The organism is Streptomyces sp. NPDC091376 (assembly GCF_044757085.1).
Classification (GTDB): domain Bacteria; phylum Actinomycetota; class Actinomycetes; order Streptomycetales; family Streptomycetaceae; genus Streptomyces; species Streptomyces pratisoli.
On sequence record NZ_JBIVUF010000014.1, the window covers coordinates 114,345 to 130,121 of the forward strand.

Sequence of the window (15,777 nt, forward strand, 5' to 3'; positions counted from 1 at the left end):
CCATGGGGAAATGGTCGACGCGGGAGCAGTTTTCAGCCAATCACGCCGTCGAAATCGCCATCGCGGGCACCCGCGACGAAGGCCTCCACCTCGTCGCGTGTGTAGACGAGGGCAGGTCCCTGCGGATCGCGGGAGTTGCGCACGGCCACCTGTCCGTCCGGGAGTGCCGCCAGTTCCACGCAGTTACCCGTGGCGTTGCTGTGACTGCTCTTGATCCAATTCGCCGAGTTCAACGCGTCCGCCCGCATGCCGTTGGAGAACTCCATGCCCACCAACCTCTCTGTGTTCGCACGTTCGTTCGCTCCGGATCTGGTCAATGCAATCCCAGATGCAATTGCATTTCCGAGGCCGACTCGACAATACTCGTTCACCACCGGCTGCCGCAGCGTCGAACACCCAGGCCTGCAGGGGGACATGAACAGTGACAACTCACATGTCAACCATCTCGACCACGAAGGCCGGGCACGGTAGTCGGCGCGCGTCAGCGCAGTTCGGCCCGAAACCGTCGCCCGGTGGTTCTGGTGCGACATGGCAGGACAACGCCCTGGACGGGTTGCCCGCCCTCGGCGGGTTCGCCGCGTGCGGACTGGACGGCACCCTTCTCAACGCCCGCCAGGCGCGGCGGTTCGTCGCCCTCACGCTGAACGGCTGGGAGCTGGAGCCGCTCATCCCGGACATGTCGCTGATCGTCAGCGAACTCGTCACCAACGCCGTCCGGCACGCGCTCGCCCCTGATCCGCAGGGGGCCGCCACGGAGTACCCCCTCTGGCTGGGCCTCGTCCGCGAACCCGGACACCTCGTCTGCTCGGTCGCCGACCCGAGCCCCGAGCCGCCGCGTCCACGCACCGCCGAAGCCTCCGCTCCGGACGGCCGCGGCCTGGACCTGATCGACGCGCTGAGCGAGAGCTGGTCCTGGTCGCCGACGGAGCCACGCGGCAAGACGGTGTGGGCGAGCCTGGCGGTCCCGGGCCAGGACTGAGCCAGGCCGCGTGCCGCGCACCGCCGGCACCGACAGGAGCCGCCCCCGTCGCGTACGCACCGGCGCGACACCCCTGCACCAGGTTCCCCGCGTGCCGCGCTCCCGCGCACGACGTTCCGCGCCTGCCGCGCTCCCGCCCGCGGCGTCTCCGCGCTCCGGCGTACCAGGTTCCCCGCGTGCCGCGCTCCCGCCCGCCGCGCTCCCGCGCACGACGTCCGCGCCCGCCGCGCTCCCGCGCACGACGTCCGCGCCCGCCGCGCTCCCGCGCGCGGCGCTCCACACCGCCGCCCTCCCGAGGCGCAGCCACCGCGCGCCCGCCCGCTCACCTGCCGCCGTCCCCGGACTACCCCGGCCTACCCCGGACCCGCGAACGCCCGCCCGCGCGAGCACGGCACGACGAAGGGCCCGGGTGCCATGCACCCGGGCCCTTCGAGGTGGTTCTGACCGCGCTGCGAAGCCGCTACGGAAGCTGCGCCGAGGCCCGTGCCTCGCGACGGTTGTCGCGGAAGGTGTTCACCCGCCGTGCCGTCGCGAAGAGCGGGATCGTCGCCGCCAGCACGATCTGCAGGGCGCAGCCGGTCTGGAGCAGCAGCTGGCCGCCCGGGGCGTCGAAGGCCCAGGCCGCCAGCAGGCCCATCGCGGCCACGATCCAGCTCAGCATCGCCACCGCGAGGACACCCCGCGGCTTCGGGTACTCGACCCGGCTCACCATGAGCCAGGCCGTACCGATGATCGCGAGCAGCGTCGGGATGAACGGCAGCTCGAGCAGCACGATCGAGACGACCGTCAGCGCGCCGAAGGGGCTCGGCATGCCCTGGAACATGCCGTCCTTCATCGTCACGCACGAGAAGCGCGCAAGCCTGAGCACCACCGCGAGGAGCACCACGATCGCGGCCACCGCCGAGACCTTCTGCTGCAGGTCCGCGCCGGGAGTGACCATGCCGTACACGAGTACGAAGTAGGCCGGGGCCAGTCCGAAGCTGATCAGGTCGGAGAGGTTGTCGAGCTCGGCGCCCATCGGGGACGAGCGCAGCTTGCGGGCCACGATGCCGTCGAACAGGTCGAAGATCGCCGCGGCCAGCATCAGGATCACGGCGGTGGCGGCGCTGTTGCGCGCCATGCCGGTCTCGGCGCTGCCCGTGAGGTGCGGGATCAGGATTCCGGTGGTGGTGAAGTACACCGCCATGAATCCGCACGTCGCGTTACCGAGAGTGAGGGTGTCCGCTATCGACAGCCGCAGCGAGAGGGGCATCTCCTCCGCTTCGTCCGCGGCCCCGGACCCGGGCTCGGTCCCTTCGACCCAGCCCGCCTGTGTCTCGGGATCAATCACGGTCAATGCGAGTCACCCCCGCGGTCGTGGCCTGGCCGACCTCGACTGCGACCTCGACACCCGCCGGGAGGTAGATGTCGACGCGCGAGCCGAAGCGGATCAGGCCGATGCGCTCACCCTGCTCCACCTTGGTCCCCTGCGGGATGTACGGAACGATGCGGCGGGCCACGGCGCCGGCGATCTGGACCATCTCGATGTCACCGAGTTCGGTGTCGAAGTGCCAGACAACGCGCTCGTTGTTCTCGCTCTCCTTGTTGAACGCCGGGACGAACCCGCCGGGCACGTGCTCGACGGACGTCACCGTGCCCGCGAGCGGGGCGCGGTTGACGTGGACATTCAGCGGGCTCATGAAGATCGCGACGCGGGTGCGCCCGTCCTTCCACGGCATGATGCTCTGCACCACACCGTCGGCCGGGGAGATGACCCGGCCCTGGGTGATCTCGCGCTCGGGGTCGCGGAAGAACCACAGCATGCCCGCCGCGAGAGCGGTGGTGGGCACGGCGATGGCCGCGGCACGCTTCGACCGGCGCGCACGCGCCAGGCTGAGCGCCGCGGTCGCGACGGTCGGCAGAAGCCACGGCGATGCTCCGCGCGCGAGGCGGACGCGGCCGCGAGGTGCAGAGGTTTGGCTGTGGGGCATGGATGACCTTCGTAGCGGATGATGCCGCGCTGGCAACAAAGGGGACGGCGGCTTTTTGGCGATGCTATCGGTTGCGGGCCGCAACTGGGCAAGCCAGAAGCCGAGTCGGTCGGCCGGAAGCCTTCACCAAAGGCTGCCGGAGTGTGATCTAGTTCGCGCCCGAACCGGCCGAACCGACTCAAAAGCCTCATTCAGCCCTGGAACCGGTACTCCTCGAGGAGCCGGCGACCAATGATCATTTTCTGGATCTCGGCGGTACCTTCGCCGATCAGCAGCATCGGGGCCTCGCGGTAGAGACGCTCGATCTCGTACTCCTTGGAGAAGCCGTAACCGCCGTGGATCCGGAAGGCGTCCTCGACGACTTCCTTGCAGTATTCGGAGGCGAGGTACTTCGCCATCCCTGCCTCCAGGTCGTTTCGCTCCCCGGAGTCCTTTTTGCGTGCCGCGTTGACCATCATCGCATGGGCGGCCTCGACCTTGGTAGCCATCTCCGCGAGCTTGAACTGAATGGCCTGGTGCTGTGCGATCGGCTTTCCGAAGGTGTGACGCTGCTGGGCATAGGAGACGCCCAGCTCGAAGGCACGCTGAGCGACGCCGCAGCCACGTGCCGCCACGTTCACCCGTCCGACTTCCACTCCGTCCATCATTTGGTAAAACCCTCGGCCCGTGGTGCCGCCGAGGACCCGATTGGCCGGAATGCGCAGTCCGTCCATGATGAGCTCGGTCGTGTCGACGCCCTTGTAGCCCATCTTGTCGATCTTCCCGGGAATGGTGAGGCCCGGGCGCACCTCTCCGAATCCCGGCTCCTTCTCGACCAGGAACGTCGTCATCGACTTGTGCGGGGCGGTGCCCTCGGGGTGTCCTTCGTCACTTCGGACGAGAACAGCCACGAGCGTCGACGTGCCGCCGTTCGTCAGCCACATCTTCTGGCCGTTCAGGACGTACTCGTCACCGTCCTTCACCGCCTTCGACGTGATCGCCGACACGTCCGAACCGAGCGCCGGCTCCGACATCGAGAACGCGCCGCGCACCTCGCCGGCCGCCATCCGGGGCAGGAAGTGGTCCTTCTGCTCCTGGGTGCCGTGCTGCTTGAGCATGTACGCCACGATGAAGTGCGTGTTGATGATGCCCGAGACGGACATCCAGCCCCGGGCGATCTCCTCGACGCACAGCGCGTACGTGAGGAGGGACTCGCCCAGGCCCCCGTACTCCTCCGGAATCATCAGGCCGAAGAGCCCGAGTTCCTTCAGTCCGTCGACGATCTGCTGCGGGTACTCGTCGCGGTGCTCCAGCCCGGTGGCGACCGGGATGATCTCCTTGTCGACGAAGTCCCGGACGGTCGAGAGGATCTCCTGCTGGACGTCGGTCAGACCAGCGGTCTGGGCGAGTCGGGCCATGACTACTTCTCCGCCTTCTTCGAGGGCTCGATCAGCTCGGGCCGGCCGGGCTGCTCGCCGCCGCGCTCCTTGATGTACGTCTCGGTGGGCACCATCACCTTGCGGCGGAACACGCACACCAGGGTGCCGTCCTGCTTGTAGCCCTTCGTCTCGACGTAGACGATGCCGCGGTCGCTCTTCGACCTCGACGGGGTCTTGTCGAGGACGGTCGTCTCGCCGTAGATCGTGTCGCCGTGGAACGTCGGGGCGACGTGCCGCAGCGACTCGATCTCCAGGTTCGCGATCGCCTTGCCCGAGACGTCCGGCACGGACATGCCGAGCAGCAGCGAGTAGATGTAGTTGCCCACGACGACGTTCTTACCGAAGTCGGTCGTCTTCTCCGCATAGTTCGTGTCCATGTGGAGCGGGTGGTGGTTCATGGTCAGCAGGCAGAAGAGGTGGTCGTCGTACTCCGTGACCGTCTTCCCGGGCCAGTGCTTGTAGACGGCCCCGACCTCGAACTCCTCGTATGTGCGTCCGAACTGCATGATGCTCAGGCCTCCGGGGCTTCGAACTTCGAGGTACGGGTCATCCCGGCGGCGCGGCCCTTGCCGGAGATGACGAGGGCCATCTTGCGGCTGGCCTCGTCGATCATCTCGTCGCCGAGCATCGCGGAGCCCTTCTTGCCGCCCGCCTCGGACGTGCAGTAGTCGTACGCGTCCAGGATCAGCTCGGCGTGGTCGAAGTCCTCCTGGGAGGGCGAGAAGATCTCGTTGGCCGCGGCGACCTGGTCCGGGTGCAGCACCCACTTGCCGTCGAAGCCGAGGGCGGCGGCCCGCTGGGCCACGGCGCGGTAGCCCTCCTGGTTGCGGATCTGCAGGTAGGGGCCGTCGATCGCCTGGAGGTCGTTGGCACGGGCGGCCATGAGGATCTTCATCAGGATGTAGTGGTAGGCGTCCGCCGGGTAGCCGGGCGGCTGCTCGCCGACGACCAGCGACTTCATGTTGATGGACGCCATGAAGTCGGCCGGGCCGAAGATGATCGTCTCCACGCGCGGGGAGGCCTGGGCGATCGCGTTGACGTTGTTGAGGCCCTGCGCGTTCTCGATCTGTGCCTCGATGCCGATCTTGCCGACCTCGAAGCCCATGGTCTTCTCGATCTGCGTCAGCAGCAGATCGAGCGCCACGATCTGCTCGGCGTCCTGGACCTTCGGCAGCATGATGCAGTCGAGGTTCTGGCCCGCGCCCTCGACGACCGTGACGACGTCCCGGTACGTCCAGTGCGTCGTCCAGTCGTTGACCCGCACGACCCGCGTCTTGCCCGTCCAGTCGCCCTCGTTGAGGAACTTGACGATGGTGTGCCGCGCCTCGGGCTTGGCGAGCGGCGCGCACGCGTCCTCCAGGTCCAGGAAGACCTGGTCGGCCGGCAGTCCCTGGGCCTTCTCCAGGAAGCGCGGGTTCGAACCGGGCACCGCGAGGCAGGAGCGTCGCGGACGCAGGCGGTTCACGGGGCTGGTCATGCGGGGACCTCCAGGGGGTCGAGCTTGTTCGCTTTCCGGATCTCGTCGACGATACGGCCGATGATCCCCGTGATACCGAAGTCCTTCGGGGTGAAGACGGCGGCCACACCCGCACGCTTCAGGTCCTCGGCGTCGCTGTTCGGGATGATCCCGCCCACGATCACCGGGATGTCGGATGCGCCTGCCTCGCGCAGACGGGTCAGTACGTCCGGCACCAGCTCGGCGTGCGAGCCGGACAGGATCGACAGGCCCACGCAGTGCACGTCCTCCGCGAGGGCCGCGTTGACGATCTGTTCGGGCGTGAGCCGGATGCCCTGGTAGACCACCTCGAAGCCCGCGTCGCGGGCGCGTACGGCGATCTGCTCGGCACCGTTGGAGTGCCCGTCCAGGCCGGGCTTGCCCACCAGCAGCCGCAGCCGGCCCGAGCCCAGCTCGCCGGCGGTACGGGAGACCTTCTCCCGTACGAGCGCCATCGGCGTGCCCTCCTCGGCGGTGACCGCGACCGGCGCGGACGACACACCCGTCGGGGCGCGGAACTCGCCGAAGACGTCCCGCAGCGCCCACGCCCACTCGCCGGTGGTGACGCCCGCGCGGGCGCACTCGACGGTGGCGGCCATCAGATTGCCGTCGCCGGCGGCCGTGGCCTTCAGAGCGGCCAGCGCCTCCTGGGCGCGGCCCTCCTCGCGGTTGTCGCGCCACTCGTGGAGCTTCGCGACGACCCGGGCCTCGTTCGCCGGGTCGACCGTCATGATCGCGGTGTCGAGATCCGCGGTGAGCGGGTTCTCCTCGGTGGTCTCGAAGATGTTGACGCCGACGATCTTCTCCTGGCCGCCCTCGATCCGGGCGCGCCGCTCGGCGTGCGAGGACACCAGCTGCGACTTGAGGTACCCGGACTCGACGGCCGCCATCGCGCCGCCCATCTCCTGGATCCGGTCGATCTCGGCGAGCGACTCCGTGACGAGGGCGTCGACCTTGGTCTCGATGACGTGCGAGCCCGCGAAGATGTCCTCGTACTCCAGCAGATCGCTCTCATGGGCGAGCACCTGCTGGATGCGCAGCGACCACTGCTGGTCCCAGGGCCTCGGCAGGCCCAGGGCCTCGTTCCACGCCGGGAGCTGGACGGCGCGGGCGCGGGCGTCCTTGGAGAGGGTCACCGCCAGCATCTCGAGGACGATGCGCTGGACGTTGTTCTCCGGCTGGGCCTCGGTCAGACCGAGCGAGTTGACCTGGACGCCGTAGCGGAAACGGCGCTGCTTGGCGTTCTCGATGCCGTACCGCTCACGCGTGACCTTGTCCCAGATGCGCCCGAAGGCACGCATCTTGCACATCTCCTCGATGAAGCGGACGCCCGCGTTCACGAAGAAGGAGATCCGGGCGACGACATCGCCGAACTTCTCCTTCGGCACCTGCCCCGAGTCCCGTACGGCGTCCAGGACGGCGATCGCCGTGGACATCGCGTAGGCGATCTCCTGGACCGGCGTGGCCCCCGCCTCCTGCAGGTGGTAGCTGCAGATGTTGATCGGGTTCCACTTGGGGATGTGCGCCACCGTGTAGGTGATCATGTCGGTGGTCAGGCGCAGCGACGGGCCGGGCGGGAAGACGTGCGTCCCGCGCGACAGGTACTCCTTGACGATGTCGTTCTGCGTCGTCCCCTGGAGTCTGGTGATGTCGGCGCCCTGCTCCTCCGCGACCACCTGATAGAGCGCCAGAAGCCACATGGCCGTGGCGTTGATGGTCATCGAGGTGTTCATCTGCTCCAGGGGGATGTCCTGGAACAGCCGCCGCATGTCACCGAGGTGCGAGACCGGGACCCCGACCCGGCCGACCTCGCCGCGGGCGAGGATGTGGTCGGGGTCGTAGCCGGTCTGCGTGGGCAGGTCGAACGCGACCGACAGGCCGGTCTGGCCCTTGGCGAGGTTGCGCCGGTACAGCTCGTTGGACGCCTCGGCCGTGGAGTGACCGGCGTACGTGCGCATGAGCCACGGCCGGTCCTTCTGACGCTCTGTCATCGAACGGACCTCTGCCTCAGATGTTCCGGAAGCGGTTGATGGCGTCGAGGTGCTTGGCGCGCAGTTCCTCGTCGCGCACGCCCAGGCCCTCCTCGGGCGCCAGCGCGAGGACGCCGACCTTGCCCTGGTGGAGGTTGCGGTGGACGTCGTAGGCGGCCTGGCCGGTGTCCTCCAGGGAGTACACCTTCGACAGGGTGGGGTGGATCTTGCCCTTGGCGATCAGGCGGTTGGCCTCCCACGCCTCGCGGTAGTTCGCGAAGTGCGAGCCGATGATGCGCTTCAGCGACATCCACAGGTAGCGGTTGTCGTACTCGTGCATGTAGCCCGAGGTCGAGGCGCAGGTGGTGATGGTGCCGCCCTTGCGGGTGACGAAGACGCTCGCGCCGAAGGTCTCGCGTCCCGGGTGCTCGAAGACGATGTCGATGTCCTCGCCGCCGGTGAACTCACGGATGCGCTTGCCGAAGCGCTTCCACTCCTTCGGGTCCTGGGTCTGCTCGTCCTTCCAGAACTTGTAGCCCTCGGCGTTGCGGTCGATGATCGCCTCGGCGCCCATGGAGCGGCAGATGTCGGCCTTCTGGTCGCTCGAGACGACGCAGATCGGGTTGGCGCCGCCGGCGAGCGCGAACTGCGTGGCGTACGAGCCGAGTCCGCCGCTCGCTCCCCAGATCAGCACGTTGTCGCCCTGCTTCATCGCCGCGCCGTTGCGCGAGACCAGCTGGCGGTATGCGGTGGAGTTCACCAGGCCCGGGGCCGCGGCCTCCTCCCAGCTGAGGTGCTTGGGCTTGGGCATCAGCTGGTTCGACTTGACGAGGGCGATCTCCGCCAGGCCGCCGAAGTTGGTCTCGAAGCCCCAGATGCGCTGCTCGGGGTCGAGCATCGTGTCGTTGTGGCCGTCGGAGGACTCCAGCTCGACCGAGAGGCAGTGCGCGACGACCTCGTCACCGGGGTTCCAGGCGTTCACGCCCGGGCCGGTGCGCAGGACGACGCCCGCCAGGTCGGAGCCGATGATGTGGTACGGCAGGTCGTGGCGCTTGGTGAGCTCGGAGAGCCGTCCGTAGCGCTCCAGGAAGCCGAAGGTCGACAGCGGCTCGAAGATCGAGGTCCAGACGGAGTTGTAGTTGACCGACGAGGCCATGACCGCGACGAGCGCCTCGCCGGGGCCGAGCTCCGGGACGGGAACGTCGTCGAGGTGCAGCGACTTGCGCGGGTCCTTCTCGCGCGTGGTGAGACCGGAGAACATCTCGGTCTCGTCCTTGTGCACGGTCACCGCACGGTACGACTCGGGGAGCGGCAGTGCGGCGAAGTCGGCGGACGTGCTGTCCGGCGACTGGATCGCGTCCAGGATTTCCTTCACGGTGTTGCCTCCGGCGAATGGCGTTCGAGACGAGAACGCTGAGGGGAGCGTCGGGGAGTGTCTGCTGTGGAGGTGTGCCGTCGGTTCGGCGGGGTGGTGCCAGCAGCGCTTGTGGGCGCGGGAGGTTGCCTGTGACGCAGGCGTCCGGGCGCGCGAGCCGGTGGCTTGCGGGGACAGCCGACGTACGACAGTTGTCTGCACGCCGGCCGCCCGGACAACATCAACGTATGGCACCCCGTGCCAGGCCGCAAGACACTGCGTGCCAACAATTTCACTCACATGCAATCTGCCGGTCACAGATGAGCGATGATCGATCGAATAAGGGGCCTGACCTGCGACAACGGCCGCCCGGAGGGGGCGGCCGTTGCATGCGGTATCCGTCTGTGACCACACAGTGGTGGGTGATGTGGCCCATGTCTCGGGCCCGGCGCGTAGCCCGGGGCGTGTCCCGGGGGAACGTTCCTAGCGGCCGCGCAGCGCCTGCTCGATCGTGCGCATGACCTCGGGCAGCGGGGCGTCCGTCCGTGCCACCGCGACCAGGACCTCCCCGCCCGACTGGACCTGAGCCGCGGGACTCCGCTCCGGGCCCGGGCCCGAGCGCCCCGCGCCGATCCCGGATCCGAACGTCTCGCGGACGATCGCGAACGCGTGGTCGAGCTGCGCCTCCACGTCGCCCTGGCCGCCCGCCCGCAGCCAGCGCCGCAGCACATGGTTGTGCGCGGTGACGACGGCGGACGCGGCCACCTCGGCGAGCAGGGGGTCGTCGTTGCCGTCGTGGTGGTCGCGCTCGTCGAAGTGGCCCAGCAGATAGCGGGTGAACAGCCGCTCGTAGCGGGCCACCGAGGCGATCTCCCGCTCGCGCAGCGTCGGCACCTCGCGGGTCAGCCGGTAGCGCTCGACGGAGACCGCGGGCGAGGCCGCGTACATCTTCATGACTTCCTTGATGCCCCGGCACACGGTGTCCAGCGGGTGCTCGTGGGGCGGCGCGGCGTTCAGCACCGCCTCGGCCCGCACGAGCGTGTCGTCGTGGTCCGGGAAGATCGCCTCTTCCTTGGAGCGGAAGTGCCGGAAGAACGTCCGGCGGGCGACCCCCGCCGTCGCGGCGATCTCGTCGACGGTCGTCGCCTCGTATCCCTTGGTGGCGAACAGTTCCATGGCCGCCGCGGCCAGTTCCCGGCGCATCTTGAGCCGCTGAGCGGCGGCGCGGCTGCCCGCGGCGCTTTCCGGGGCGTCGGTCGAGGCGGGCGCGGAGGTCCGGGAGGGCCTTCGGGGGGCGTCAGCGGGCTGGGACATGCCCTGAACGTACTGCATCTGCGCGGCGGGCTGCGCCTGCAGGGGCGGGCCGCCCGCACCGTCCAGCAGCCCGCCCCAGCCCGATCCGTTCGCGCGGCCGGAATCAGCGCCGGGCATATTCGCGGAAGCCGCGACCGGTCTTGCGGCCGAGGCAGCCCGCGGCCACCAGGTGCTCGAGCAGCGGCGCGGGGGCCAGGCCCGGGTCCCGGAACTCCCGGTGGAGCACCTTCTCGATCGCGAGCGAGACATCGAGGCCGACGACGTCGAGGAGTTCGAAAGGCCCCATCGGATAGCCGCCGCCGAGCTTCATCGCCGCGTCGATGTCGTCGAGCGAGGCGTAGTGCTCCTCCACCATCTTGATCGCGTTGTTGAGGTACGGGAACAGCAGCGCGTTCACGATGAAGCCGGCGCGGTCGCCGCAGTCCACCGGGTGCTTCCTGATCCTGGTCGTCACCTCGCGGACCGTGGCGTGGACTTCGTCGGAGGTCAGGACCGTACGGACGATCTCGACGAGCTTCATCGCCGGCGCCGGGTTGAAGAAGTGCATGCCGATGACGTCCTGGGGCCGCGAGGTGGCGCGCGCGCAGGCGACGACGGGCAGCGAGGACGTCGTGGTGGCGAGCACCGCGCCGGGCTTGCAGATCTTGTCGAGGGTGGCGAACAGCTGCTGCTTGATCTCCAGGTCCTCGGCGACGGCCTCCAGAGCCAGGTCGACCTCGGCGAACGCGTCGAGCGAGCCGGCCGGGGTGATCCGTGCCAGCGTCTGTTCGCGGGCCTCGGAGGTCATCCGTCCCTTGTCGACAGAGCGCGAAAGGGATTTAGCGATACGGGACTTGGCAGTCTCGGCCTTCTCCTGGCTGCGGGCGGCGAGGACCACGTCGTAGCCGGCCTTCGCGAAGACCTCCGCGATGCCGCTCGCCATCGTGCCCGAACCGGCCACGCCGACCGAGGCCACCGGGCGTCCGCCGGCGGACTGCGCGGCCTCCAGCGGCGTCAGCGCGTCGCGCACGACGGAGGCGCTGTCCGGTGCCTCGTAGGTGTAGAAACCGCGGCCCGACTTGCGGCCGGTCAGTCCCGCCTCGCTGAGCTGCTTCAGGATCGGCGCGGGGGCGTGCAGCCGGTCGTGGGACTCGGCGTACATCGCGTCCAGGACGGTGCGGGCCGTGTCGATGCCGATCAGGTCCAGCAGCGCGAGCGGGCCCATCGGCAGTCCGCAGCCGAGCTTCATCGCGGCGTCGATGTCCTCGCGGGAGGCGTACTTCGCCTCGTACATCGCGGCGGCCTGGTTGAGGTAGCCGAAGAGCAGCCCGTCCGCGACGAAACCGGGCCGGTCGCCGACCGCGACGGGCTCCTTGCCGAGGTCACGGGCGAGCACGGTGACGGCCTCCACCGCGTGCGGGGCGGTCAGCACCGAGGAGACCACCTCGACGAGCTTCATCGCCGGCGCCGGGTTGAAGAAGTGCAGGCCGAGGACGCGCTCGGGGCGCGCGGAGTCGGCGGCGAGCCGGGTCACCGACAGCGCGTTGGTGCCGGTGGCGATGATCGTCTCCGGGCGCACGACGGTGTCGAGCGCCCGGATGACCTGCTGCTTCGCCTCGTACGACTCGGGCACGACCTCGATGACGAGGTCCGCTTCCGCGGCCGCCTGGAGGTCGGAGAAGGTGCGGAAGCGCGCGAGGATGTTCCGGCGCTCCTCCTCGGTGATGCGCTCACGCTCGACGGCGCGCGCGGTGGAGGCTTCGAGGGCGGTGACGGCGTGGCGGGCGGCGGCGTCGCTGACGTCGATGCCGATGACCTCACGGCCGGCCCGGGCGAGGACCTCGGCGATACCGGTGCCCATGGTGCCGAGACCGACGACGGCGATGGTGGAGAGAGGGATGTCCATCACGGGACTCCAGGAATGAGTGACGACTGAGGGAGGGCGTACGTGCCGCGGGGCGCCGCCCGCGGTCCGCAGCCGCGGACCGGGCGAGGCGCGTGGCACGCGCAGAGCGCATGTCGCGATGAAGATGGCGACGGACCCTGTCCCGGAGTCACGCCGAACTGCCGAACCGACCAGCTCTCCCGGGCCCTGCGGCCTGGGAGTCACCCCCGGGCGGCTGCGTCACCAGGCCGCCGAGAGCAGTGCGGGTGTTGCCCGCTCACTTGAGGTTAACCGGCGAGTAACGAGCGCGCCAGCCCTGTGCGGATGTGATCTGCGCCGCGCTCCGCGGCCCCGCCGCGCCCACCGTCGGGTGACGTCCGGATCGTGCCGGGCCCGGGCCGGGTCACTACACCTAGGCTGCTCCGTATGGACGCGGACCTGGACGACCTGGCACGGCGCACCCGGCGGGAAGTGTCCGGCCCGCACGAGGAGGAACTGCACCGGCGGCTGACCGACGTCGCCGACCCGGACGACCTTGCCGCGGTGCTGACCGAGACCCAACGGCCCTTATGGGCGCGGGAGATCGCCGCCTTCCGGCTCGGCTGTGCCGGAGACCGCCGTGCCTTCGAACCCCTCGTCCTGCTGCTCAACCACCGCGACCCGGACCGCTGTGTCTCCGCCTCCTACGCCCTGACCAGGCTCGGCGACCCGCGTACCGCACAGGCCGCCGCCGCGCTCGCCACCAACGAGCGGCGCGTCGCCTACGCCCTCACCCCCGTACGCCTCCTCACCGCTCTGCGCGCGCCCGAATCCGCCCCGGCGCTCATCACCACCCTCGACCGGCGGCTGACGCCCGGCGATCCGCACTGGCGCGTGGCACTCGCCTGTGTCGAGGGACTGGGCGCCCTCGCCGACGAGCGTGCCCGCCCGGTCCTGCGGTCGGCCCTCACTCACCCCCGGCTGTCCGCCGCCGCCTCCGCCGCGCTGAGCCGTCTCCCGTAACGCACCTCCTGCACCACGGCGCCACCCACCTCGAACGGCTCCTGTGCTCCGTCCGCCGTGAAGCCGGCCTTCTCGTAGAAGCGGCGCGCCCGCGCGTTGTCCTTGAGCACCCACAGCAGCAGCGCGGGCCGGCCGTCCGCCGCCGCCAGGGACATCAGCCCGGTGAGCAGCGCCCGCCCCACACCGGTCCCGATCCGCTCCGGCCGTACGTACAGCGCGTACACCTCGCCGTCGCCGGTCGTCGCGTCCTCCTCGCGGTACGGCCCGTAGCATCCCCAGCCGACGACCTCGGCCGCCGTCTCGGCCACCAGGTGGACCACTCCGGCGCGGTCCGCGGCGGCCAGCTGGGCCCGGCGCCGCGCCGTGTCCGCCGCCTCGTCCATCGCCTCGAGGTACTCCTGAGGCATAAGCCCGGCGTAGGCGTGCCGCCAGCCCCCGACCCGGACGGCCGCGACCGCCTCGCAGTCGGCGTCGGTCATGCGCCGCAGGCGCACCTGCCGCGCGGCCGGATCCCCGGGGACGGCGCTGTCAGGGGCGGGCACATGGAGAGGGTGCGGGCTCATGCCCCTCATCCTGGCGCACGCCACCGACAACGCTCCGTCCGGTCCCGCCCGTCGGTTGCCCGTCGGTTCCTGCCCGTCGGTTCCCAGCCGTCGGTTCCGCCGGCCGTCCTACCCGTCAGTTCCGGTGGCCGAGCAGCCGGTGCAGCGCGGCCCCGGCCCGCTCCCCGTCCGTGGCACCCGTCCGCACCCCGGGCTTCAGCGGCTTCGGCTCGGGCTTCGCGGCGCAGACCGCGTCCGCGGGCCCGGCCGCGGCGGACGGCGGCAGCTTTCCGGTGGCCAGATAGTCCGTCACATAGCGGTCCAGGCACTTGTTCCCGCTCAGCGAGATCGCGTGGTTGCCGCCGCCGTCCTCGACGACCAGCCGGGAGCCCTGCAGTTTGCGGTGGAGGGTGACACCACCCTCGTACGGTGTGGCCGCGTCGTCCGTGGCCTGGAGGATCAGCACCGGCGGCGCCGCGTGGTTGGTGACGTCCGTCGGGCCGAGGGGCTCCAGCGGCCAGAACACGCACGGCGCGTTGTACCAGGCGTTGTTCCAGGTGGAGAAGGGGGCCTTCGCGTGCACCGCCCAGTTGTCGTCGCGCCAGGTGCCCCAGCTCCGGGGCCACGCCGCGTCCCGGCACTGGACCGCCGTGTAGACGGAGTAGCTGTTCTCGCCCTGCTTGTCGACAGCGCCGAAGGACTCGTACGCCTCCACGAGCGACGTGGTGGCTCCGGTGCGCGCGTAGGCGGCGAACGCGTCGGCGAGATACGGCCAGAAGCCGTTGTAGTAGCCGCCGGGCAGGAAGGTGTCCTCGAGTTCGGCCGGGCCGATCCTCTTCGCCGCGGGTGCCTTGCTCAGCGATGTGCGCATCGCGTACCAGGCGGCCTCGACCTTCGCCGGGTCGCTGCCGAGCCGGTAGGTCGCGTGGTGCCTGGCCACCCAGGCGGCGAACGCCTTGTGGCGGGCGTCGAAGCCGAGGTCCTGGCCGAGGTTGGCGCGGTACCAGACGCCGTCGGGGTTCACCGCGGAGTCGAGCACCATGCGCCGGACGTGCTGCGGGAAGTACTTGGCGTACACGGCGCCGAGATAGGTGCCGTACGAGTACCCGAAGTAGCTCATCTTCGCGGCGCCGAGGGCCCGCCGTACGACGTCGAGGTCCTTCGCCATGGCGGCCGTGTTCATATGGGGCAGCAGATCGGCGTGCCTGGTCGCACAGCCCACGGCGAAGGATCGCGCCCTGGCCAGATTCGCCCGCTCGGTCCGGACGTCGAGCGGGAGCGAGTCGGGGCGTACGGGAGCGAAGTGGCCGGGGCGGCAGTTGAGCGCAGGCCGTGAGGAGCCGACTCCGCGCGGGTCGAACCCGATCACGTCGTACTGGGCCGCGACCTTGGCGGGCAGCGACGCCGCGACGAAAGCGGCCGTCTTCAGCCCGGAGGCGCCCGGCCCGCCCGGGTTGACCAGCAGCGGTCCCTGGAAGGTCCTGGCGGTGTGCCGTACCCGCGAGAGCGCCAGCGTGATCTGTCGGCCGCCCGGATCGGCGTGGTCCAGCGGCGCCTTCACCGACGAGCATTCGAGCTTCGGATGCTCCTCGGTCGCGCAGGCGGTCCACTTCAGCGCCGCGGCGCGGGGCGCCGCCGGCTCCGCGGTGGCGGCGGACTGCGTGCCGGTGACCAGTGCGGTCACCGTCGCGCCGATGGCGACCAGCACTCCTGCGCGTCTGTTCACATGTCCTCCCGGGATCACGGGGGCGCGGCCGGGCGGCGCGGAGCCCCGGGGCAGCGTTCCCCGATATCCACCGTCAGGGACATGTTCGTGCCGTAAGTGACCCGTTTGATGAGGGAGCAGCGGTGGGACGGCGGACGGCGGAG

General features: G+C 70.0%; 14 protein-coding genes. 2 read left to right on the top strand and 12 right to left on the bottom strand.

Translation table 11 applies throughout. From position 1 onward, the window contains the following. Positions 1-32: 32 nt before the first annotated feature. Positions 33-266, bottom strand: coding sequence for a DUF397 domain-containing protein (locus ACIQMR_RS27380; RefSeq protein WP_401392529.1), 234 nt, complete (start codon positions 264-266; stop codon positions 33-35). A gap of 167 nt (positions 267-433) precedes the next feature. Here ACIQMR_RS27380 and ACIQMR_RS27385 point away from each other — a divergent pair, with 167 nt between their 5' ends. Beyond that, positions 434-979: an ATP-binding protein gene (locus ACIQMR_RS27385; RefSeq protein ID WP_401392532.1), complete on the top strand. Its 546-nt coding sequence runs from the start codon at positions 434-436 to the stop codon at positions 977-979. Between the two features lie 460 nt (positions 980-1,439). Here ACIQMR_RS27385 and pssA read toward each other — a convergent pair whose 3' ends face one another. From pssA to ACIQMR_RS27430, 9 genes are all read right to left on the bottom strand, one after another. Next, the gene (gene pssA, locus ACIQMR_RS27390) at positions 1,440-2,309 is read right to left on the bottom strand and encodes a CDP-diacylglycerol--serine O-phosphatidyltransferase (RefSeq protein ID WP_401392798.1); all 870 of its coding nucleotides are present in this window, start codon (positions 2,307-2,309) and stop codon (positions 1,440-1,442) included. Next, positions 2,302-2,949, bottom strand: a complete 648-nt coding sequence (locus ACIQMR_RS27395; RefSeq protein ID WP_266386686.1) for a phosphatidylserine decarboxylase — start codon at positions 2,947-2,949, stop codon at positions 2,302-2,304. Before ACIQMR_RS27395 ends, pssA begins: the two co-directional genes overlap by 8 nt. Positions 2,950-3,140: 191 nt before the next feature. Then, positions 3,141-4,346, bottom strand: coding sequence for an acyl-CoA dehydrogenase family protein (locus tag ACIQMR_RS27400; protein WP_401392536.1), 1,206 nt, complete (start codon positions 4,344-4,346; stop codon positions 3,141-3,143). Between the two features lie 2 nt (positions 4,347-4,348). Next, positions 4,349-4,873: a MaoC family dehydratase gene (locus tag ACIQMR_RS27405; protein ID WP_351222726.1), complete on the bottom strand. Its 525-nt coding sequence runs from the start codon at positions 4,871-4,873 to the stop codon at positions 4,349-4,351. A gap of 5 nt (positions 4,874-4,878) precedes the next feature. Next, a complete protein-coding gene (locus ACIQMR_RS27410; protein WP_401392540.1) occupies positions 4,879-5,844 on the bottom strand; it encodes an HpcH/HpaI aldolase/citrate lyase family protein in 966 nt (321 codons plus the stop codon). Next, entirely contained in the window at positions 5,841-7,853 is a 2,013-nt protein-coding gene (locus ACIQMR_RS27415) for a protein meaA (protein WP_401392543.1), read from the bottom strand. The genes ACIQMR_RS27410 and ACIQMR_RS27415 overlap by 4 nt, the downstream gene beginning before the upstream one ends. A gap of 16 nt (positions 7,854-7,869) precedes the next feature. After that, positions 7,870-9,207 carry a crotonyl-CoA carboxylase/reductase gene (gene ccrA / locus ACIQMR_RS27420; RefSeq protein ID WP_401392546.1) on the bottom strand — a complete coding sequence of 446 codons (1,338 nt, stop codon included), beginning with the start codon at positions 9,205-9,207 and terminating at the stop codon, positions 7,870-7,872. Between the two features lie 462 nt (positions 9,208-9,669). Then, positions 9,670-10,500: a TetR family transcriptional regulator gene (locus ACIQMR_RS27425; protein WP_401392548.1), complete on the bottom strand. Its 831-nt coding sequence runs from the start codon at positions 10,498-10,500 to the stop codon at positions 9,670-9,672. Positions 10,501-10,603: 103 nt separating this feature from the next. Beyond that, positions 10,604-12,385: a 3-hydroxyacyl-CoA dehydrogenase family protein gene (locus tag ACIQMR_RS27430; protein WP_401392550.1), complete on the bottom strand. Its 1,782-nt coding sequence runs from the start codon at positions 12,383-12,385 to the stop codon at positions 10,604-10,606. Between the two features lie 405 nt (positions 12,386-12,790). Between ACIQMR_RS27430 and ACIQMR_RS27435 the strand changes: the two genes are divergently transcribed. Beyond that, positions 12,791-13,366, top strand: coding sequence for a HEAT repeat domain-containing protein (locus ACIQMR_RS27435; protein ID WP_401392552.1), 576 nt, complete (start codon positions 12,791-12,793; stop codon positions 13,364-13,366). On the opposite strand, the gene ACIQMR_RS27440 is transcribed toward ACIQMR_RS27435, so the two are convergent. Continuing rightward, complete coding sequence (locus tag ACIQMR_RS27440; protein WP_401392554.1) at positions 13,315-13,929, bottom strand: GNAT family N-acetyltransferase; 615 nt, start codon at positions 13,927-13,929, stop codon at positions 13,315-13,317. The two genes, ACIQMR_RS27435 and ACIQMR_RS27440, sit on opposite strands and share 52 nt — an antisense overlap. Before the next feature lie 115 nt (positions 13,930-14,044). Then, positions 14,045-15,634 carry an alpha/beta hydrolase gene (locus ACIQMR_RS27445; protein ID WP_401392557.1) on the bottom strand — a complete coding sequence of 530 codons (1,590 nt, stop codon included), beginning with the start codon at positions 15,632-15,634 and terminating at the stop codon, positions 14,045-14,047. Positions 15,635-15,777 lie beyond the last annotated feature (143 nt).

Excerpts from the sequence above, each read along its gene's own strand:
- ACIQMR_RS27425 (WP_401392548.1), bottom strand. The coding sequence starts at position 10,500 with ATGTCCCAGCCCGCTGACGCCCCCCGAAGGCCCTCCCGGACCTCCGCG.
- ACIQMR_RS27440 (WP_401392554.1), bottom strand. The coding sequence starts at position 13,929 with ATGAGCCCGCACCCTCTCCATGTGCCCGCCCCTGACAGCGCCGTCCCC.
- ACIQMR_RS27435 (WP_401392552.1), top strand. The coding sequence starts at position 12,791 with ATGGACGCGGACCTGGACGACCTGGCACGGCGCACCCGGCGGGAAGTG.
- ACIQMR_RS27410 (WP_401392540.1), bottom strand. The coding sequence starts at position 5,844 with ATGACCAGCCCCGTGAACCGCCTGCGTCCGCGACGCTCCTGCCTCGCG.
- ACIQMR_RS27430 (WP_401392550.1), bottom strand. The coding sequence starts at position 12,385 with ATGGACATCCCTCTCTCCACCATCGCCGTCGTCGGTCTCGGCACCATG.
- ACIQMR_RS27415 (WP_401392543.1), bottom strand. The coding sequence starts at position 7,853 with ATGACAGAGCGTCAGAAGGACCGGCCGTGGCTCATGCGCACGTACGCC.
- ACIQMR_RS27385 (WP_401392532.1), top strand. The coding sequence starts at position 434 with ATGTCAACCATCTCGACCACGAAGGCCGGGCACGGTAGTCGGCGCGCG.
- ACIQMR_RS27395 (WP_266386686.1), bottom strand. The coding sequence starts at position 2,949 with ATGCCCCACAGCCAAACCTCTGCACCTCGCGGCCGCGTCCGCCTCGCG.
- ACIQMR_RS27400 (WP_401392536.1), bottom strand. The coding sequence starts at position 4,346 with ATGGCCCGACTCGCCCAGACCGCTGGTCTGACCGACGTCCAGCAGGAG.
- ACIQMR_RS27405 (WP_351222726.1), bottom strand. The coding sequence starts at position 4,873 with ATGCAGTTCGGACGCACATACGAGGAGTTCGAGGTCGGGGCCGTCTAC.
- ACIQMR_RS27380 (WP_401392529.1), bottom strand. The coding sequence starts at position 266 with ATGGAGTTCTCCAACGGCATGCGGGCGGACGCGTTGAACTCGGCGAAT.